The sequence below is a fragment of the Coprococcus sp. RTP31081st1_H1_RTP31081_211007 genome (assembly GCF_040227275.1).
GTDB lineage: Bacteria > Bacillota > Clostridia > Lachnospirales > Lachnospiraceae > Coprococcus > Coprococcus aceti.
Genome location: NZ_JBEHVP010000005.1, coordinates 187,454 through 208,620, shown reverse-complemented (window position 1 = coordinate 208,620; position 21,167 = coordinate 187,454). Strand labels below are relative to the sequence as shown.

Genomic DNA, 21,167 nt, shown 5'->3' with positions numbered 1-21,167 from the left:
CCGTAATGTCAATAAAGACAATTTCATACAAACAGTTTACTTGACTTATAATTTGTTAGGCGGTAAAGTCATAGATGGATAAATGGGATATCCATATCAGAGTAAAAGGAGAAACGTGTTGAATAACGATTACAACAAAGAACAAAACGACAAGAATGACGACAACAAGAATAATGGCAACAAAGGCAAAAACAGGAATGTCATGGTTCTGCTTGTCATCTCGGTGATATTGACACTGCTGTGCTGGAGAGCATACGACAAGATCACAAATGGAACGAAAAAAGAGATCCCGTACAGCGGATTTGTGGAGATGCTGGATTCGGGAGAGGTGGACAATGCGGAGATATATGCCAAAAAGATCAGATTTACCTCAAAGGAGTCTGACGGCACTCTGGATAAGAACACCTATGTGACAGTGAGGATAAGCGACGATAAGCTGGCAGACAGACTTAAGACAGCCCATGAGAAGTATGCCACAACATACAAGGGCAAAGACGAGAGCGGTTCAGCCATGGTCGGAACGATACTCTCATATGTGGTCATGATAGCTGCATTCTATCTGTTCCTCTCGTTAGTGACAAGGCGGAGCGGAATGATGGGCTTTGGCAAATCAAACGCCAAGGTATATATGGAGAAGAAGACCGGAGTCACATTTGCAGATGTTGCAGGAGAGGATGAGGCAAAGGAATCCCTGACTGAGATGGTCGACTTCCTTCACAACCCTAAGAAGTATATGGCTATAGGTGCAAAGCTTCCAAAGGGAGCACTGTTGGTCGGCCCTCCGGGAACCGGAAAGACACTTCTGGCAAAGGCTGTTGCCGGAGAGGCAAACGTGCCATTTTTCTCCATGTCGGGATCAAGCTTCGTGGAGATGTACGTGGGAGTCGGAGCATCGAGAGTCAGAGACCTGTTCAAACAGGCATCTGAGATGGCTCCTTGTATAATATTCATAGACGAGATAGATGCCATAGGCCAGAGCAGAGACAGCGTGAGGGGCGGTGATTCGGAGAGAGAACAGACACTGAACCAGCTTCTTGCCGAGATGGATGGATTTGACACATCCAAGGGAATAGTGATACTGGCTGCAACCAACAGGCCGGAGACACTTGACAAGGCACTCCTGAGACCGGGAAGATTTGACAGAAGAGTAATAGTTGAGAAGCCGGATCTTCAGGGTAGAATAGACACGCTGAAGGTACACTCCAGAAATGTCAAGATGGATGAGACTGTGGATCTCCGTGAGCTTGCGCTTGCCACAGCAGGTGCGGTTGGAGCAGATCTCGCCAACATAATAAATGAGGCGGCGCTCACTGCGGTCAGATCCGGAAGGAGCATGGTTTCACAGGCTGATCTGATTGGTGCGGTGGAGCTTGTATTTGCAGGAAAAGAGAAGAAGGGCAAGTTGCTCGGCGACCAGGAGAAGAAGGTCGTTGCATATCATGAAGTTGGACATGCTCTTCTGGTTGCTCTCCAGAAGCACACTGAGCCTGTTCAGAGAATTACAATAGTTCCTAGAACGATGGGTTCTCTGGGATATGTATGGCAGGTGCCTGAGGAAGAGAAGTATATGGAGACCAAGGCTGAGCTTGAGGCGAACATTGTGACGACCCTCGGCGGAAGAGCTGCAGAGGAATTGAAATTCGAGTCAGTGACCACCGGCGCGGCAAATGATATAGAGCAGGCGACCAAGACAGTGAGAGCGATGATAACCATGTACGGAATGTCAGACAAGTTCGGACTCATGCAGCTTGAGACTGTTCAGGGGAAATATCTCGACAGAAATGCAGTGCTCCAGTGTTCAGACAAGACTGCTGCAAAGGTCGATGAGGAGATTAGGAATCAGCTCAAGAAGGCATATGATGAGGCCAAGAAGCTTCTCTCAGAGCACATGAATGCGTTGGATGCCATCGCACAGTATCTGATAGAGAAGGAGTCGATAACAGGTCAGGAGTTCATGGAGATATTCAACAGAGTTGAAAATGCTGAACAAAATGTTGAACAGGAATAAAATTAAAACAATAATAAGATCAAAAAAGAGAAGCCGGGGCTGGCAAAAAGCTCCGGCTTCTCTTTTTTCTATATCTGCTTTAGATTATATCTGCTGAAGATCGTCCAGAGTCTTGCCGTATGCCGGTAAAAACTCGCACACGAAGTCGTTTACCTCAGGATAAGTCTCAGCCATCTGTGACACGGAATTCATGATCGTACCCATGGCACTGGAGAACTCGGTATTTCCCGATCCTGTCTCCTCCATGCATTTGATCAGGGCGGATAGCTTGTCAGCCGCCTTGACGAGCTTCCAGAGATATACATCGTTCTCGTCGTCGGCATCCTTAAAAAATATCGGTTCATAGGCTGGTCTGAGATCGCCCGGCAGCTTGTCAAGAAGTGTGTGGCATGCGATATCTTCCACATCCTTGAAGGCTGTCTTGATATCATCGTTGTAGTATTTCACCGGGGTCGGCATGTCGCCGGTGATGATCTCCGATGCATCATGATAGAGACCTATGAGTGCAGCTCTCTCGGCGTTCAGAGTCTTGCCGTAGCGTACATTGCCGATGGTTGCCAGTGCGTGGGCTATCATGCTCACCTCCAGGCAGTGCTCACACAGATTCTCCTCGCGGTTGTTCCTCATGAGTGCCCATCTGTCAATATATTTCATTCGTGATATAAGTGCAAAAAAGTTGTATTCCATCATAAAATCCTCGTTACTTCTGTTTATCGTTGTGGAAAAAGTTATATACCGCAGTGGCTGCAGTCTTGTTCATTCCCTGCGGGATCTCGAGATCAGCAATGCTGGCGGCACGGATCTTGTCTATGTCCTTGAAGTATGCCAGAAGAGCCTTTCTCCTTGCCGGACCGATGCCCTCAATATCGTCCAGAACTGAGTGAATCTGGGATTTGCTTCTGAGACTTCTGTGGTACTCGATTGCAAATCTGTGGGCCTCATCCTGAAGTCGTGTTATCATGTTGAAGGCCTGTGTATTTGCAGGGAAATCAATCTCCTTGTTGTTGTAATAGAGTCCTCTGGTTCTGTGGTGGTCATCCTTTACCATTCCGCATACCGGGATGTTGAGACCAAGCTCGTCAAGAACCTCCAGAGCTATGTTGACCTGACCCCGGCCGCCATCCATCATGAGTACATCAGGGTAGATATTAAACCGCTCGTCTGTGAACCTTCTTGTGAGTACCTCCCTCATGCTTGCGTAGTCATCCGGCCCGTCTATGGTCCTGAGCTTGAACTTTCTGTAGTCATTCTTCTTGGCGCGTCCGTTTTCAAATACCACCATGGATGCCACGGAGTGATAGCCGCTTATATGCGATATATCAAATGCTTCAAGGCGTCTTGCGGATGAAACTCCGATAAGCTGTGCCAGCTCATTTGCCGCACCCTCAGTGCGCTCCTTTTCACGCTTGAGCTTGTCGGCATCCTGGTTCATGACCAGAAAAGCATTGTCCTTTGCCAGCTTGAGAAGCTTCTGCTTGTCTCCCTTCTGGGGAACAATGATGTGTACCTGACTTCCCCGGCGGGCGCTCAGATATTCCTCGATGACCTTGTAGTCCTCAATCTGCTGCTCGATAATGATCTCCTTTGGCAGATATGGAGTGGAAGCGTAGTATTGCTTGAGAAAAGACTCCATGATCGTGCTGTAAGCCTCAGCATTTACGCCGCTCATGTGGTAGTGTTCCCTGCCGATCATCTTGCCGGATCTTATGAAGAATATGGATATGACACACTCATTTCCAAGATCGGTGGCCATGGCGATCACATCCCTGTCGTCTGCGCTTGTGTCACCGACTCTCTGGGTGGACTCAATGTGATGGATGCTCTTTATCAGATCCCTGATCTCGGCGGCCTGTTCAAATTCCATATCCTCGGCCAGCTCCTTCATCTGCTTTTCGAGATCCCTGATCACATGACCGTGGTTGCCGTTCAGAAAGCTTATGGCATCCTGGACATTTTTGTTGTAATCCTCCTTGGAGATATATCCCTGACAGGGCGCCATGCACTGCTTTATCTGGTGATACAGGCAGGGCCTTTCAAGGCCCATATCCCTTGGCAGAACCTTGTTGCAGCTCCTGATGTGATACAGCTTTTTCAGCAGCTCTATGATATCCTTCACCGCTTTGGAATTGGTGTATGGGCCGAAATATTTGGAGTGATCCCGTTTCATCTGATGGCTGTACAGTATGCGCGGGTAATCCTCCTCCACAGTAATGCGGATATAGGGATAACCCTTGTCATCCGTGAGCATGGTGTTGTAATGCGGTCTGTGCTCCTTTATAAGGTTGCACTCTAGAACGAGAGCCTCGATCTCTGAACCGCAGACAATATATTCAAACCATGCAATATGGGATACCATCTTCTGAATCTTCGGGGATTTCTTGTAGCCGGTCTGGAAATACTGATGTACTCTGTTGTACAGATCTATGGCTTTTCCTACATATATAATATGATCCCCCGAATCGTGCATGAGATATACTCCTGGGACATGGGGGAGCTTCTTAAGTTCTTCTTCAAAATCAAACATGTCATTCACCTCAAAAATCTTATATAAGTATATCACTATACTTACTATCATGTCATTCTTTCATCAGAAAATTTGAAAAATAAAAAAGGATTTTGAGAAAAAACGGAGAATAATAAAAATGTGTGGTAAGAAATATTGATCATGTGATAGGAGAGATTCTATGACGATACGGGAACAGCAGGAAAAAAGGGAACACGAAGTGCTCAGCAGATATGCGGCGTTCAGTGATCAGTCCACAGGACGTGACAGACCGGAGGAGCAGTGCGACCTCAGAACGGTCTACCAGAGAGACAGGGACAGGATACTCCACTGCAAGGCGTTCAGGAGACTTAAGCATAAGACTCAGGTATTTCTGTCGCCGGGTGATGATCACTACAGGACCAGACTGACCCATACTCTGGAGGTGTCGCAGATAGCAAGGACGATAGCCAGATCACTCAGGCTTAACGAGGATCTGACGGAGGCGATAGCGCTGGGACATGACCTGGGACATACGCCATTTGGACATGTCGGTGAGCGGACACTTGCGGCCTGCGCGGGCAATAATTTCAGCCACAATGTTCAGAGCGTAAGGGTTGTGGAACGTCTTGAGAACCGTGGTGAGGGACTTAATCTCACCTGGGAGGTCCGGGACGGAATGCTAAACCATAAGACATCATGCACTCCGCATACGCTGGAGGGACAGTGTGTGAGACTGGCGGACAAGATAGCGTACGTCAATCATGATATAGATGATGCGATAAGGGGTAACATATTGAAGGAGGAGGATCTTCCGACCAATATCACCGACATTCTCGGGAAGAATACCCGCACCAGACTGAACTGTCTCATACATGATGTGATAAATACGAGTCAGGACAAGGATTATGTCGGTATGTCGGCGGAGATCGGGGATGCTCTGGGGAAGCTGAGAACATACATGTTCAGATATCTCTACACTAACCCGATAGCCAAGAGCGAGGAGCTCAAGGCCGACAAGATGCTGAGGATATTGTATGAATACTTCATTGAGGACGCCAGCAGGCTGACAAATGAATGTGTTGAGATGATATATATGGGAGAGGATCCCAAGACAGTCGTGTGCGACTACATAGCTGGTATGACAGACAATTATGCGATAGAGACATTTAAGAGTATATATATACCGAAGTCCTGGAAGGTCTGAGCATACCTGACAAACAGGAGGAATCGAATTGTATTATTCGGATGACGTGATAAATGAAGTCTTGTCAAGAAATGATATAGTGGATGTTATCGGAAGCTACGCAAGCCTTAAGAAGAAGGGCGCGAATTACGAGGCATGCTGTCCGTTCCACCATGAGAAGACTCCGTCATTTAAGGTCAACAGGGAAAAACAGATGTATCACTGCTTCGGCTGCGGAGTCGGTGGCAACGTGTTTACATTTGTCATGGAATATGAGAACCTCAATTTCCCGGAGGCTGTGGAGAGACTTGCGGAGAGGGCTGGAGTACAGCTCCCTGAGAAGTCCATGAACGCCCAGGAGAGGTCGAGGGAGCAGTATAAGATAACGCTCAGGGAGATGAACAAGACTGCGGCTGCATATTTTCATTATATATTGAAGCACAGCCAGCATGGTGAGAAGGCTTATGAGTATTTTCACGAGACAAGAGGTCTCTCTGATGAGACGATAAATAAATTTGCGCTTGGATATTCAGATATATACAGGGATGATCTGTACAGGTATCTGAAGAGCAAGGGATATACAGATGACCAGATGAAGGGCTCGGGACTTGTTGAGATCAGCGAGAAGGAAGGCGGTGTGGACAAGTTCTGGAACAGAGCCATGATCCCGATACTGGATATAAACGGCAAGGTCATCGCATTTGGCGGACGAGTCATGGGCGATGGAAAACCGAAATATATAAATACCAGTGATACCGCGGTGTTCGACAAGAGCCATACGTTGTTTGCCATGAACATAGCAAGGCGGAGCAGGAGAAAAGGATTTATATGCTGTGAGGGATATATGGATGTCATCTCCATGCATCAGGCAGGATTTGACAATGCCGTGGCGTCCCTTGGAACGGCATTTACATTTGGACATGCTGGGATAATAAAGAGATATGCCGATGAGGTTTATCTGGCGTACGACAGTGACGGCGCAGGCGTGGAGGCGACGAAGAAGGTCATAGCAATTCTCCGGGAGGTCGGAGTCGGCGCAAGGGTCATCAATATGAGACCGTACAAGGATCCCGATGAGTTCATACAGAACCTTGGAAGCGAGGCATTTGAGGAGAGGATAAAGAAAGCTGAGAGCGGAATGATGTTCCTTGCAAGGATATATTCTGAGGAATATGACCAGAGCGATCCGGGTGAGCTGACCAAGTTCCAGAACCAGATAGCGAGGGAACTGGCATATATTGAGGACGACCTGGAGAGAAATAATTATGTCGATGCCATAGCGAGGAAATATGTGATCGACAAGGATGCCCTTGCCGCGAAGGTACATGCCTACGGTGTTGCGGGCACGGCAAAGCCGGAGATAGTGGAGCGGGAGACCCGCAGACTCCAGGAACAGCAGGGCTATGAAGAGTTTCCGGGAGACCAGAGCGCGGGAGCTCCGGGAAGACCTGAGACAAAGGATAATAAGACCGCCAAGCTGCTGCTCACATGGCTTGTGAACCGGCCGGAGCTGTTTGCCAGACTTGACGGCGTGGTGAGTGAGGCGGACTTTGAGCCGGGAATATACCGGACCGTAGCGGACAAGCTGTACTCACAGTACAGGGAGAAGCACAAGGTTGAGCCCGCTGTGGTGGTGAACACATTCCAGGATGTGGAGGAACAGAGACTGGTGGCAGGCATGCTCCAGACAGATCTGGCGATAGACATGACCGAGGAGGAGGTTGGCAATGCCATAACCGAGGTCGTGAAAAAGATAAAGCTTGCCAGCATAAAAAAACAGCTTGAGAGCGAGAATGACATGATGAAGGTTCAGCAGCTCATCAAGGACAGGAAAAAGATAGAAAAGTTTAAAGTTATTTTATAAGAAATAAACAATACATTATGTGGAGGAAAGATATGAGTACAATGGATGCGATCAATTCAAATGAAGACAAGTATATGATCAAGGTGAGTGAGGACGATGCGATCAACGCAAAGTTCAACACAAAGCTTCAGGAATTGCTTGACATAGCTCACAGCAAGAAGAACGTTATAGAGGACACAGAGCTCATCAAGCATTTTAACGATCTCAAGGAGGTTGCCCTTGATCTGGATACCATGCAGAAGATCTTCAATTTCCTTGAAAAGAACGGTGTGGACATACTTCAGATAACAGATGACGATGAGGAGGAGCCAACACTTGACGAGGACGTGATCGCTGAGGGCGAGGATGTTGAGAAGATAGATTTCACAGATACAGGTGATATATCAAGCACAACACAGGATCCTGTCAAGATGTACCTGAAGGATATAGGAAAGGTGCCTCTGCTCAGCGCGGAGGAGGAGATAGAGCTTGCCAAGAGAATGGAGGCAGGCGATGAGATGGCAAAGAAGAAGCTTGCTGAGTCCAACCTCAGACTTGTTGTAAGTATAGCCAAGAGATATGTTGGACGTGGAATGTTATTCCTCGATCTAATACAGGAGGGTAACCTCGGTCTGCTCAAGGCCGTGGAGAAGTTTGATTACAGAAAGGGTTACAAGTTCTCAACATATGCGACATGGTGGATCAGACAGGCCATCACAAGGGCCATCGCAGATCAGGCGAGAACCATAAGAATCCCGGTTCATATGGTTGAGACCATCAACAAGGTTACCAGAGTGAGCAGAGATCTGCTTCAGAAGCTCGGCAGAGAGCCGCTTCCAGAGGAAGTCGGAGAGGTTATGGGACTTCCAAAGGAGAGAGTTCAGGAGATCATGAAGATCGCACAGGAGCCTGTATCACTGGAGACTCCTATCGGTGAGGAGGAGGACAGCCATCTTGGAGATTTCATACAGGATGAGAGTATCCCTACACCTGTTGAGGCGACAAACCAGACACTGCTGCACGAGCAGCTCGACGAGGTAGTCAGCACACTTACAGAGAGAGAGCAGAGAGTTATAAAGCTCAGATTTGGATGGGATGACGGAAGACCAAGAACCCTTGAGGAAGTCGGCAAGGAGTTCAATGTCACAAGAGAGCGTATCAGACAGATCGAGGCAAAGGCGCTCAGAAAGCTGAGACATCCTAACAGAAGCAGAAAGCTCAAGGATTTCCTGTATAACTAGCAGAGAGGACCGCGCGATCTGGCATGGATGGTGCGAGGATAATAATTATGAAAGATATAGAATTGTCACTTCGTATGAAGACTGTTGCCGACATGGTAAAGCCCGGCGGCAGAGTGTGTGATATTGGATGCGACCATGCATTTGTGTCCATATACCTTGTGGCAAATGGCATATCGGACCGGGTCATAGCATCAGATGTTAGAACCGGTCCGTGTGCTATAGCCAGGGATAATATAGCCAGATGGAATATGACAGACCGTATTGATCTGAGACTCGGAAACGGACTTGCAACCATATCTCCGGGTGAGGTGGATTCCATCATAATAGCCGGCATGGGAGGAATCCTCATAACGGATATACTTGAAGCCGGCATGGATGTGGTACAGTCAGCCGGTCAGCTCGTGCTGCAGCCCCAGTCGGAGACAGAGCATTTGAGAAGGTACATCGCAGAGAATGGCTGGAAGATCACAGAGGAAAAAATGCTGATAGATGCTGGCAAATACTACGTTGTACTGAACGTGGATGTGACAGCACAGGATTTTGGTAATAAGTCAGCCATGGATGAAGTATATTATAAATACGGATATTACCTCATACATAATCATGACAAGATCCTCGGAGAGTATCTGAGGGATAAGCTTGATTCGACCGGAAAAGTCCTTGATGGACTGAAGAAGGTGGATACGGTCAATGCCAGACGGCGTGCCGGTGAGCTCACACATGAAAAGGAATGCATGGAAGAGGCATTGAGACTTATATCGGATATGGAGTAGATATTTATATGGGTGATGAGCAGAGAAGTATAACATCATTAAAGACAACTGCAAAGGAGTGGGCGAGGAAAGTCGGTATCGATTCGATCGACAGGCTGAACGAGATGATCGATTCAGGAAAGGGACTGGAGCTCATACTGGTATGCGAGGCTATGCAGAGTAACTGCATGTATGAGATAGCCAGAAAAGTTTCCGAACAGAAGCGTAGGATAATACTGATATCCGGGCCGAGCTCGGCGGGCAAGACAACACTTTCCCACAGACTCAGTATCCAGCTTCGTGCCATGGGACTCAGACCACATGCGATAGCTGCGGATAACTATTTTGTGAACCGTGAAGACAATCCTAAGGATGAGAATGGCAACTATGATTTCGAGTGCCTGGAGGCCATGGATCTTGAAACACTTAATAGGGATATGACAAGGCTGTTGGACGGTGAAGAGATAGAGCTTCCGGTTTTCAACTTCAAGACCGGAGTGAGGGAATATCATGGGGACCTTCTCAAAATAGGTGAAAATGATGTTATCATCATGGAAGGAATCCATTCGCTTAACCCGAAGATGACATACGGACTGGCGGATGAAGACAAGTACAAGATATACATAAGTCCCCTTAATCAGTTGTACGTTGAAGGTGAGGACGGCGAGCCGGCAAAGGTTTCAACCATAGACAGCAGACTGCTCAGGAGAATAGTCAGAGACAGCAGGACCAGAGGGAACGATGTGGAGAAGACACTTTCCATGTGGAGCTCAGTCAGAAGGGGAGAGGAGAAATATATCTTCCCATATGAGAGCGAGGCTGATGAGATGTTTAACTCGGGACTGTTGTACGAATATACCGCCATACGGCGTGAGGCGAGACCATTGCTGCTCGGGGTAGATGAGACTTCAGAGCATTACCAGGATGCGGCGAGACTTCTGCGTCTGATAGATATGTTCCACGACATAGACACAGAATACATACCAGCAAATTCCATACTCAGAGAATTTATAGGTGGCGGATGCTTCAGGATATGATGAAGGTTCACACAAGGATAAAGAATAACCAACAATACAAAAATACGGCACAGAGGCAAAACAAATGTCTCCGTGCCGTATTTTTTGTTCAAAATATAAGAAAAATACTATGAAAGGGAATGAGTTGGACTGTAAGCCGGGTTATGTCGAGAGTGATCATCTATCTAGGATTTATGTTACCATAAAACTCAAGCAACCTACCTGGAATGCAGCGGGCAACTGTATCATTCCACAAGCTCCTTTGCAGAAGCTATATTTGGTCTTGCTTCGGATGGGGTTTACAGAGCCTGTCATGTTACCATGGCAGCGGTGAGCTCTTACCTCGCCTTTCCACCCTTACCATACGAATATGGCGGTATATTTCTGTTGCACTGGCCTGGGAGTCGCCTCCACCGGACGTTATCCGGCATCCTGCCCTGTGAAGCCCGGACTTTCCTCACCTGCAAAAATGCAGCCGCGATCACTTATCCAACTCATATAATCTTATAACAAATCACCGGCAAAAAGTAAAGTGAAAATAATCAAAAAACAACGAATGTAGTTTTTAAAACTACTTAACACAGTTAAGAATGCTTGATGTGGATTGCGATTCATGATATAATCTATAGCAAAGACGAGCAGACTAATATATGACTTCAGGCATATGGCGCACATAGCGCTGGAAAGGACTAACAATGGAAGATGTATATTTAACTAATAGAGATTATGTGAAGATAAAGAATCTGAATCTGGTGAGCTACGGTGGCAATCAGAACTGGTCAAAGTCAAAGAAGATGCAGAAGGTCGGATGTGGTGTTATAGCCATGGCAGACCTCACGATGTATCTTGCTGAGCAGAATCCGAATATGATGACCGATGCCATCCGAAAGATCAACAAGCCAAAAGGCTTATACAACAAGCATGACTATCTTGAGTATGTGAGATTTTTCTATGTGCACTACGTGATACTTCTCATGCACAAGGGTATGCTGGGAATAGCACTCAAGCATACGATGAACAGATATTTCATGCTGAACGACATAGGGCTCAAGGCAAAGTGGAAGATGATGCAGTCCGATGAATCGATGCTGAGAGATATAAGACATCTCATAAGAAAGAATAAGCCGGTCATACTGGCCATAGGACCTAACAGATACAATCCATTTGGCAAGAAGGGTATCAGCCTTTATGTGGACAAGGACGGTGAGCTGAAGAGCTCCATCAGGGAGAATGTCCACTCACATTATGTGACTGTTACAGGAGTGTGCACCATAAAAGGAAGAGAATATCTTGTTGTATCTTCATGGGGAAAGAAGTATTATATAGACTATAAGGAATACAGGAATTACGTGAATAACGTCGGTGACAAGTTCACGAGCGGGATATTATATATCCAGGGATTATTATAAGATTTTACACCAGGAGGACATTGTATGAACGCAGTAGAATGTATCAAGACCAGAAGAAGTGTGAGAAAGTTTACAGATGAGATGGTGAGTGTTGACACAGTCAGAGAGATTGTTGAGCTGGCGTCATATGCGCCATCATGGAAGAATACACAGGTTATCAGATATACACTTGTGGAGGATCCGGAGATCATCGCTAAGATAGCTGCAGAGGGCGTTATGGATTTCCCTCTCAACCAGAAGACAGTCAGCAGAGCGAAGCAGCTCATGATAGTCACCAAGAAGGACGGAATATGTGGCTATGAGAAGTCAGGAGAGTTCAGCACAAGCAAGGGCAGCGAGTGGGAGATGTTCGATGCCGGTATAGCAACCCAGACATTCTGTCTTGCCGCTCATGATAAGGGCGTTGGAACAGTCATACTCGGAATATTTGACGATGCAAAGGTAGGAGAGATAGTTGGTATTCCTGATGGACAGACCGTTGCCGCAGTTGTGGCTATGGGTTATCCTGCATTTGCACCGGAGATGCCGCCTAGAAAGTCAGTGGACGACCTTCTCACAGTGAAGTAGATCACAGAACGGTACAATTACATATAAAAAGAAATTGATGTAAGCTGCACTTTAGTATACACTAAGTGCAGCTTTTTTTAATAAGGAGGCAACATGACAGACAGGATTTCTTCAAAGGCTGATGTTCTTAAGAGCCTGTATGGAAAATTGAAGTATTCGAGAGTGGAAAAGCTGAAGATAGTAACCGGAGCTGAGCTTGATGCCGATTCATATGGACTTGCGGCGGAGATAGCAGAAGAATTTGCCGGAGGGTATATCGTGGTCAGAAGCTCGTCCTCAAATGAAGACGGACTCAACACTTCGAATGCCGGTCACTATGAGAGTATTCTGGGAGTGGACCCTTCAGACGGAGAGGCGGTAGTAAGGGCAGTCAGGGAAGTGCTGGATTCATATAAATGTGATCTGGACGATGTGTCCGGCGAACAGGTTCTCATACAGAGACAGATCACGAATATCAGCTACAGCGGCGTTATATTTTCAAGGGAGATCAAGAAGGACAGGCCATATTATACGATAACCTACGATGATTCATCCACAGACGCGGTTACAAGCGGAAGGGGAGGAAAGACGGTATACATAATCAGGAATGTGGACTGTGATGAGCTGCCGGCGAACTGGGCTGCGCTCATCAGATCCATGCGTGAGCTGGAGGAGATGCACCCTGAATATCCACTGGATGTGGAGTTCGCAATAGATGAGGGCAATACAGTCACGATATTTCAGATGAGACCTCTTGCAGCCAGCATCAATGGTGTTCACTCCGATGTCGATGACGAAGAGGTGTTCAGGACTGTTTTGGAGGCTGAGGATACATACAGGGAGATCAGCAGCCTGGTTGGGGACAGGAACACCATATTGTCGGATATGGCATTCTGGAATCCTGCGGAGATCATAGGTGAAAATCCCCATCCGCTTGACTATTCCCTGTACAGGGAGATCATCACGTCTGCGGCATGGAATCAGGGACTCAGCTACATTGGTTACAGAGAGGTGGATGGAGACCTCATGTATAAGCTTGGCAACAAGCCGTACATATCTCTTAAGAAGTCGTTCCTGGGGCTGATGCCGGATGAACTGGATGACAGGCTGGAGGCGAAGCTTCTGAAGTATTACGATAAAAAGCTTATAGATGATCCGACCGCCCATGACAAGATAGAATTTGAGATAGCATTTTCCGAATATGACTTCTCGACGGAGGACAAGCTGGGGACACTGACGGAAGCCGGGTTCACCAGGGAGGAGATTGCGGACCTCTCGGATTCGCTGTTCAATCTGACAAACAATGCGATATGCAATTTCAATAGAAACAGGATGAAGGATCTCAGGGCTCTTAACGGCCTTCGTGTCCACCGTGAGAATACGAGAAGCAACTGGCTTATGGCGCACAATGATGTGGTAACGCTGATACAGTATTTTGTACAGCTCATAGAGAGCATAAAGCATTACGGAACCCCGAAATTTGCGCGACAGGCGAGACTGGCATTCATATCGAAGGCGATTAGCAGATCCCTTGTGTACAGAGGATATTTTACGGACAAAGAGATAGACGATTTTATGATGTCGATATATACTGTTGCGTCGGAGTACGATTCTGACTTTCAGGATCTGGTGGACGGCAGGATAACAAGAGGTACATTTGATGAAAAATATGGACATCTGCGTTCAGGCACATACGACATAACCTGCGAGACATACGCCCAGCGCGAGTTCGACCTGTCCAAGGGAAGCGCTGCTGCGAGAAAGCAGAGGCAGACTATAGAGGAGCTTAAGCATAATCCTCTGGATTCGGTTAAGCTCATGGAGGCACTTGAGGATATAGGCTTTTATGTGGACCTCAGGGAATTTCTGGATTTCCTCAAGGATTCCATGGAGGAGAGGGAATTCTTCAAGTTCGAGTTCACCAAGACATTAAGCCTTGCCATAGACATACTTATAGATATAGGCGATAAACTTGGCATAAGCAAGGAAGACATGGCATATCTTGAGGTGCCGGATATTCAGCTTATGGTGAACAGACCTGCGGAATTCACAGGCGATATATGGAGAAAGATCATAGATCAGAACAAAAAGAAATTCCAGAGGGCGTCCATGCTTATACTTCCGGATGTCATATATGATCCGTTGCAGTTAAAATGCATAGAGATATGGGAGGCCAGACCTAACTTCATAACATCTGAATGCGTCACGGGTGACATTCTCCTGCTTGAAAATTATGAGAATGAGGATCACGAGGATGTGGCTGACGTTCAGGATAAGATAGTAGTTCTCCCGAAGGCGGATCCGGGATACGACTGGATATTTGCAAAGGGGATAAAAGGATTTATAACGAAATACGGCGGAGTTGCATCCCACATGGCGATAAGGTGTGCGGAGTTCAACATCCCGGCGGCAATAGGCTGCGGAGACTGCATATACAGTTTCGTGGAAAAACAGCAGACGGTGACGCTCGACTGTGCACACGGTAAGATAACAAAGGGGGTATAGGTTTTATGTTACATGCACTTATAACACAGCGGGAAGGACACAATATGTATGGAAAATATACGGACGTTCTCGAGGCTGCTTATGTGGAGTTCTATGAGAGCCTTGGAATAAGACTCAGACCGGTATCCAACTTTACAAAAAACTTTGATGAGATAGTGGATGAACAGTTTGATCTCCTGATAGTGACAGGGGGCGGAACGCTCCATCCGAGACATTATGTGGAGCCGCACAATGCAGAGCTGCAGCCGCACCGTGATGCGCTAGAGGAGCAGCTCATAATGTACTGCGTCCAGAATGAGATCCCAGTGATAGGCGTGTGCAGGGGAATGCAGCACATAAATGCGCTGTTTGGCGGTAAGATAAGTTATTCCGCGCGCTTTAAGGTGCCAAGACCCAGAGGCACAGACCACATGGCAAGGATAGTCAAGACGGACAGATATATCAAGGTAAACAACTTCCACAGCGACTGTGTCTATCTGGAAAATCTGTCGACGATGTTCTATCCGATAGTGGTCGATGAGGAGAATGAATCTGTCGAGGCATTTGTATCACCGACGATGAGCATACTTGCCTTCCAGTGGCATCCTGAGCGTATATTTGAGAGCGAGGAAGGACGGCTTTTTACAAGACATCTTATACAGGATTTCCTTGGGCTTCCGAGAGATGATGTGAAACCGGCGATAGATTAACGTTGAAATGCCATATGAAAGATGCTAAAATAAACTAGCGTATACTTATGAGATAGAAAAGTTGCGATGGAGGCACTATTATGGAGAACGGAAAAGCTAAACAGCTTTTAGATAGAATACAGGATATAGTTGGAGATGGACAGAACGTTCCATTTGCAGCAGGTAAGGTACTGGTCAACAAGGAAGAGGTTCTTGAGATCGTTGAGGAGCTCAAGACTACTATAGATCTGGAACTCAAGGCATATCATGAGATCACAGACAAGAGAAGCAAGATCATCAAGGAGGCAGAGCAGGAGGCCGATGAGATCATCGCAGAGGCCGAGGAGACCGCATCCAGGATCAGGCTTACAAAGCCAAGCCCGCTCTTTGTGGACCGCAATGTCAAGAGCCTTGGCAAGCAGGACAGGCAGGCGCTCAGAACGGCCAACGAGATATATGCGGCATCTATCATTTATACAAATGAGATGCTGATGGAGATCAACGAGACCGTGAACCAGGCATATAATATGATAAGCATGGAGAGCGACAGAGTCCTTGATTCTCTGAGAAAGAAATCTGAGATCATTGAGAACAACAAGAAGGAGCTCATGGAAGGTCTCATGGATATGAAGAAGCAGGAGCGCTATGCCGATATACTGGAGATCAGCCAGCTTCTGGCGAATGAGCTGTATTATGAGAAGAACAAAGCCAAGGATGAGGAGCACAAGGATAAGAACGGTGAGCCGGAGATGGTTCAGTGGGAGTTCGATTTTGAAGATAAGAAGGAGCCTGAACCAATCCGAGTGAAGGCATCCAGGGAACCGGTCAAGAGTGTCCAGAGGGAGACTGACGATGCGGATTCTTCGATACATGTCATAAAAGACAGTGATCATGACGATAAGATGAGACGCTTTGGAGACAGAACACCGGTGAGACTTGAGGAGTCGATAACGGATGCGAGTGCCAAGGGAAGCGACTCAGACAAGAACGGCAGACCTGATTTCAGAATAGGCGGACGTATATCCGATGCCTATGATGACGTGGATGACGGAGTCGTATAAAAGTTTCGTGCAACATGCAGGGGACGCGCTAGTTTTGAATATTAAAGCCTGATAAGTTGGCGGCTGATACTTTACAGGGGGTAACGTGTCGAATAGCACATTATATGATGCAGCAACACAGCATGCATGGTATTGCGCCGGAGCATGGGAGATCATATAATGGTGGTGTCGTCGACAGGAGGCAACATTTAATATTATATACAAATAAATCAACCTAAAACGCGGAGGTAAAAAGTTATGGGAATTTTAAAGAGATTTAAGGACATTATGTCATCAAACATCAATGCACTTCTTGACAAGGCAGAGGATCCTGAGAAGATGATAGATCAGTACCTCAGAGACCTTCAGGAGGATCTCAGAAAGGTTAAGTCAGAGACTGCAACTGTTATGGCAGAGGAGCAGAGATGCAAGAGACAGCTTGATGAGTGTGACGCAGAGATCGCAAAGATGCAGACATATGCAGAGAAGGCACTTGTAGCAGGTAACGAGGGCGATGCAATGAAGTTCCTCGAGAAGAAGAACCAGCTCACGCAGAAGCAGGTAGCTCTTCAGCAGGCATATGATGCAGCAGCAGCTAACGCAGCCAAGATGAGACAGATGCATGACAAGCTCACAAAGGATGTCAGCGATCTCAATGCAAGAAAAGAGACTATCAAGGCAAAGGTTCAGGTTGCTAAGACTCAGGAGCGTATGAACAAGATGATGAGCGGTATCGGCGATTCATCAGCTTCACTTGATGCATTTTCAAGAATGGAAGCAAAGGCAGACGCTATGCTTGACAAGGCAAATGCAATGAGCGAGCTCAATTCATCAAGCGCAGATTCAATAGATGATCTTGCAAGCAAGTATGATGCAGCTCCAAATGCAGACGTTCAGGATGAGCTTGCAGCACTTAAGGCAAAGATGGGATTATAATATTCCAAACATATTGCAGAACAGAGAGGAGTGCACTACATGGGTTTATTTTCAAATCAGTTTGCTAATGTTGTAGAATGGGAAGAGTACAGAGATGACGTCATCTTCTGGAAGTGGACAAATAGAGAGATCAAGAAGGATTCAAAGCTTATAATCAAACCGGGACAGGATGCTATATTCCTTTATAACGGAGCGGTTGAAGGTATATTTACCGAGTCTGGAAACTACACTATTGATTCACAGATCATACCATTCCTTTCAACATTGAAGGGATTTAAGTTCGGATTCAATTCAGGACTTCGCGCAGAGGTTCTGTTTGTGAATACAAAAGAGTTTACATGTAACTGGGGAACCAGTTCACCGATCAGACTTCAGGCACCGGGACTTCCGGGCGGACTTCCTGTGAGATCAAATGGTAAATTCTCATTCAAGATAGACGATTATAATGTTCTAATAGAGAAGGTTGCAGGTATAAAGCAGCAGTTCACAGTCGATGACATAAGAGACAGGATAAGGGGTATCCTGGACGGACTGCTGATGAAGTGGATCACAAAGGTTGGCGGAGACGTATTCAATCTTATGGCCAATTCCGTTGATATAGCTAAGGGTATCAAGGAAGATCTGGACATGGAACTTCTGGGAATCGGACTTACGATAACTGATTTCAGAATAAGCGAGTTTACATATCCTGAGAATATACAGAAGCGTGCTGATCAGGCTGCTGAGTATTCTATGATAGGGGATATGAACAGATTCCAGCAGGTGAATATGGTTGATTCCATGGCAAGGGGTGGCCGTACAGGAACAGCCGGAAGCAATGCAACGGATATGGCAAATGCCATGGTAGGAATGCAGATGGGAATGGCTATGGCAGGTCAGATGGCCGGAGCTATGAACCAGATGAACAATGCAGCAACACAGACAGCAGGAACCGGAACAGCTCCAAAGTTCTGTCCTAACTGTGGACAGCCAACTAACGGTGCGAAGTTCTGTGGCAACTGTGGAACGAAGCTGATCTAAAGACAAATACATTATAATTGAATAATGATATTTTCAAATAAACGCTGTTATGATATACTAGGCAGATGGAATAAAACATATGTTTGGTATATATAACGGCGTTTTTTACGTCACAGGATACAGGAGGAATTATGGCAGGACTTAACGATATGCAGGAACAGGCCTGTGAGCATGTGGATGGGCCACTGCTCATACTTGCGGGAGCAGGAAGCGGAAAGACCAGGGTTATCACACACAGGGTAGCCTATCTCATGGAGCACGAAGGAGTTAATCCTCTGAACATACTGGCGATCACATTCACCAACAAGGCGGCCCGTGAGATGCGGGAGAGAGTTGATCTGATAGTTGGGGACGGAGCTGACAGGGTATGGGTCAGCACATTTCATTCGCTGTGTGTAAGGATACTCAGAAGATATGCTGATAAGATCGGCTATGGCAAGAACTTTGATATATATGATTCGGATGACCAGAAGAGTACGGTGAAGAGTATACTCAAGGATTTTCAGATAGACCCGAAGAGGTATCCCGAGAAGATGTTCATGGCGGAGATATCCAAGGCCAAGGAGAAGTATCTGTCACCTGATGAATTCGCAAAAAAGAATGCTGCAGACTATGCAGGAACAAAGGCTGCAGAGGTGTACACTGAGTATCAGAGTCGTCTTAAGAAGAACAATGCGATGGACTTTGACGATCTTATTTACAAGACGGTGGAGCTGTTCGAGCACAATCCTGATGTCCTTGATACATATCAGAATAGATTCAGATATATCATGGTTGACGAGTATCAGGATACTAATCACATACAGTTTCTGCTGGTCAAGATGCTTGCGAGAAAATACAGGAACCTGTGTGTGGTGGGAGACGATGATCAGTCCATATACAAGTTCAGAGGAGCGAATATAACCAATATCCTGAACTTTGAGAAGGAATATGAGGATGCGAAGGTTATCAAGCTGGAACAGAACTATAGATCCTGTGGCAATATACTTGCCGCAGCGAATGCAGTCATACAGCACAATGCAGGCCGTAAGGATAAGGCTCTGTGGACGGATAAGGATGCCGGTGAGAAGATCTCGTTTGAGCAGTGCGATTCGGAATATGCAGAGGGAGATATGGTGGCGAGCCGTATCAAGACTCTTGTCAGACAGGGAGTGGACTACAGGGATATAGCTATCCTCTACAGGACGAATGCACAGTCCCGTGTGCTCGGAGAGAAGATGGTGTATGCGAACATACCATACAGAGTATATGGCGGCACAAACTTCTATGCCCGAAAGGAGATCAAGGATGTTCTGGCATATCTCAAGGTCATCAACAATTCCACTGACAACCTGTACTTCAGGAGAGTGGTAAATGTTCCGAAGAGAGGTATAGGCGAGGCGAGTCTCAGCAAGGTTGAGTCATTTGCGGATGCGTATGGATTGTCGATGATGGATGCTGCGGCGAGAGCTGACGAGATACCGGGAATGGCTGCCAAGACCTCGGCCAAGATCAGGCAGTTTGCGGAGCTTATCACATCATTCAGGGATATGCTGGCGGATGGTGAGAGCCTTGACTCGGTGTACGACAGGATCCTTGAGGATACGGGTTATGAGTCAGAGCTCATAGCAGAGCACACAGAGGAGGCCATGACTAGACTTGAGAATATCGATGAACTCCGCAACAAGGTGGTGGAATTCACAGAGGATAATGAGGAGGCAGGGCTCAGCGAGTTCCTGGAGGAGATAGCGCTTGTGTCTGACCTCGATGCCATGTCGGAGGATGACAATCAGGTCAAGCTGATGACTCTCCACAGTGCCAAGGGTCTGGAGTTCCCATACGTATTTATATGCGGAATGGAGGACAGAGTATTTCCTAGTGGAATTGCACTCAACTCAGATGATCCCGATGCTCTTGAGGAGGAGAGACGTCTGTGTTACGTGGGTATAACCAGAGCCATGAAAAAGCTGTACCTGAGTGCGGCGAAGGAACGAATGATGCATGGTAATAGGGTGTACAGCGATGTGTCCAGATTCATAAGAGAGATCCCGCCTATGCTGTTTGAGCATGAAGCTGATATGAAGAATATGGCAAAGCGAAGAGAGTCGGAGTCTGTCGACAGATATAACAGAGGTGAAGGACGCAGAGATGCGTATGGAAGTTCATATGGTGATACATATGCCGGCTATGGCGGTGGAAGAACCGCTGGAGCAGCCTCAGGCAGAAGCTATGGACAGAAGAATCCATACAGCAGCTATGCAAAACAGCAGTCATACGGGCAGCCGTCTTCCCAGCCTTCGTTCGGCAAAGCCTTTGTGGTAAACAGTGTTGGCAAGCCGGATTATGCTGTTGGAGACAGAGTCAGACATATTAAGTTTGGTCCGGGTACTGTGGAGGCTTTGGAGAAGGGCGATAAGGATTACGAGGTTACAGTGAATTTCGACAGATGCGGTGTCAGGAAGATGTTTGCTTCGTTTGCAAAGCTCAAAAAATGCGAGTAGTCAATTAAACCGCATGTTAGATTTATTTATAAAAT

General features: G+C 46.8%; 16 protein-coding genes and 1 other RNA gene. 14 read left to right on the top strand and 3 right to left on the bottom strand.

Going from position 1 to position 21,167, the window contains the following annotated elements; all coding sequences use genetic code 11:
- Positions 1 to 202: 202 nt before the first annotated feature.
- Positions 203 to 2,008, top strand: coding sequence for an ATP-dependent zinc metalloprotease FtsH (gene ftsH / locus ABUA31_RS09995; protein ID WP_055147076.1), 1,806 nt, complete (start codon positions 203 to 205; stop codon positions 2,006 to 2,008).
- Between the two features lie 84 nt (positions 2,009 to 2,092).
- Here ftsH and yfbR read toward each other — a convergent pair whose 3' ends face one another.
- Both yfbR and uvrC read right to left on the bottom strand, forming a co-directional pair.
- Positions 2,093 to 2,695, bottom strand: coding sequence for a 5'-deoxynucleotidase (yfbR, locus tag ABUA31_RS09990; protein WP_055147010.1), 603 nt, complete (start codon positions 2,693 to 2,695; stop codon positions 2,093 to 2,095).
- 13 nt (positions 2,696 to 2,708) lie between these two features.
- A complete protein-coding gene (gene uvrC / locus ABUA31_RS09985) occupies positions 2,709 to 4,532 on the bottom strand; it encodes an excinuclease ABC subunit UvrC (RefSeq protein WP_055147073.1) in 1,824 nt (607 codons plus the stop codon).
- 160 nt (positions 4,533 to 4,692) lie between these two features.
- Between uvrC and ABUA31_RS09980 the strand changes: the two genes are divergently transcribed.
- Genes ABUA31_RS09980 through ABUA31_RS09960 form a run of 5 tightly spaced genes read left to right on the top strand, consistent with a single transcriptional unit; the run spans position 4,693 to position 10,549 of the window.
- Positions 4,693 to 5,697: a deoxyguanosinetriphosphate triphosphohydrolase gene (locus ABUA31_RS09980; RefSeq protein ID WP_022216126.1), complete on the top strand. Its 1,005-nt coding sequence runs from the start codon at positions 4,693 to 4,695 to the stop codon at positions 5,695 to 5,697.
- 28 nt (positions 5,698 to 5,725) lie between these two features.
- Positions 5,726 to 7,540: a DNA primase gene (gene dnaG, locus ABUA31_RS09975; RefSeq protein WP_022216125.1), complete on the top strand. Its 1,815-nt coding sequence runs from the start codon at positions 5,726 to 5,728 to the stop codon at positions 7,538 to 7,540.
- A gap of 32 nt (positions 7,541 to 7,572) precedes the next feature.
- Complete coding sequence (gene rpoD / locus ABUA31_RS09970; RefSeq protein ID WP_022216124.1) at positions 7,573 to 8,760, top strand: RNA polymerase sigma factor RpoD; 1,188 nt, start codon at positions 7,573 to 7,575, stop codon at positions 8,758 to 8,760.
- A gap of 47 nt (positions 8,761 to 8,807) precedes the next feature.
- On the top strand, positions 8,808 to 9,533 hold the full coding sequence (locus ABUA31_RS09965; RefSeq protein WP_117875429.1) for a tRNA (adenine(22)-N(1))-methyltransferase: 726 nt from the start codon (positions 8,808 to 8,810) through the stop codon (positions 9,531 to 9,533).
- Between the two features lie 8 nt (positions 9,534 to 9,541).
- Positions 9,542 to 10,549, top strand: coding sequence for a uridine kinase family protein (locus tag ABUA31_RS09960; RefSeq protein ID WP_015533961.1), 1,008 nt, complete (start codon positions 9,542 to 9,544; stop codon positions 10,547 to 10,549).
- A gap of 116 nt (positions 10,550 to 10,665) precedes the next feature.
- Here ABUA31_RS09960 and rnpB read toward each other — a convergent pair.
- Positions 10,666 to 11,025, bottom strand: an RNA gene (rnpB, locus tag ABUA31_RS09955) — RNase P RNA component class A.
- Positions 11,026 to 11,223: 198 nt separating this feature from the next.
- On the opposite strand from rnpB, the gene ABUA31_RS09950 reads away from it, so the two are divergent.
- From ABUA31_RS09950 to pcrA, 8 genes are all read left to right on the top strand, one after another.
- Entirely contained in the window at positions 11,224 to 11,937 is a 714-nt protein-coding gene (locus tag ABUA31_RS09950; RefSeq protein ID WP_055223258.1) for a hypothetical protein, read from the top strand.
- 24 nt (positions 11,938 to 11,961) lie between these two features.
- Entirely contained in the window at positions 11,962 to 12,504 is a 543-nt protein-coding gene (locus tag ABUA31_RS09945; RefSeq protein ID WP_015533958.1) for a nitroreductase family protein, read from the top strand.
- Positions 12,505 to 12,597: 93 nt separating this feature from the next.
- Positions 12,598 to 14,988, top strand: a complete 2,391-nt coding sequence (locus ABUA31_RS09940; protein WP_349818745.1) for a PEP-utilizing enzyme — start codon at positions 12,598 to 12,600, stop codon at positions 14,986 to 14,988.
- Between the two features lie 5 nt (positions 14,989 to 14,993).
- Positions 14,994 to 15,677, top strand: coding sequence for a gamma-glutamyl-gamma-aminobutyrate hydrolase family protein (locus ABUA31_RS09935; protein ID WP_015533956.1), 684 nt, complete (start codon positions 14,994 to 14,996; stop codon positions 15,675 to 15,677).
- A gap of 80 nt (positions 15,678 to 15,757) precedes the next feature.
- Positions 15,758 to 16,717, top strand: coding sequence for a hypothetical protein (locus tag ABUA31_RS09930; protein WP_015533955.1), 960 nt, complete (start codon positions 15,758 to 15,760; stop codon positions 16,715 to 16,717).
- Positions 16,718 to 16,954: 237 nt separating this feature from the next.
- Positions 16,955 to 17,632: a PspA/IM30 family protein gene (locus ABUA31_RS09925; protein WP_015533954.1), complete on the top strand. Its 678-nt coding sequence runs from the start codon at positions 16,955 to 16,957 to the stop codon at positions 17,630 to 17,632.
- Positions 17,633 to 17,671: 39 nt separating this feature from the next.
- On the top strand, positions 17,672 to 18,652 hold the full coding sequence (locus ABUA31_RS09920) for an SPFH domain-containing protein (protein WP_055223264.1): 981 nt from the start codon (positions 17,672 to 17,674) through the stop codon (positions 18,650 to 18,652).
- 131 nt (positions 18,653 to 18,783) lie between these two features.
- A complete protein-coding gene (pcrA, locus tag ABUA31_RS09915) occupies positions 18,784 to 21,132 on the top strand; it encodes a DNA helicase PcrA (protein ID WP_055273291.1) in 2,349 nt (782 codons plus the stop codon).
- Positions 21,133 to 21,167 lie beyond the last annotated feature (35 nt).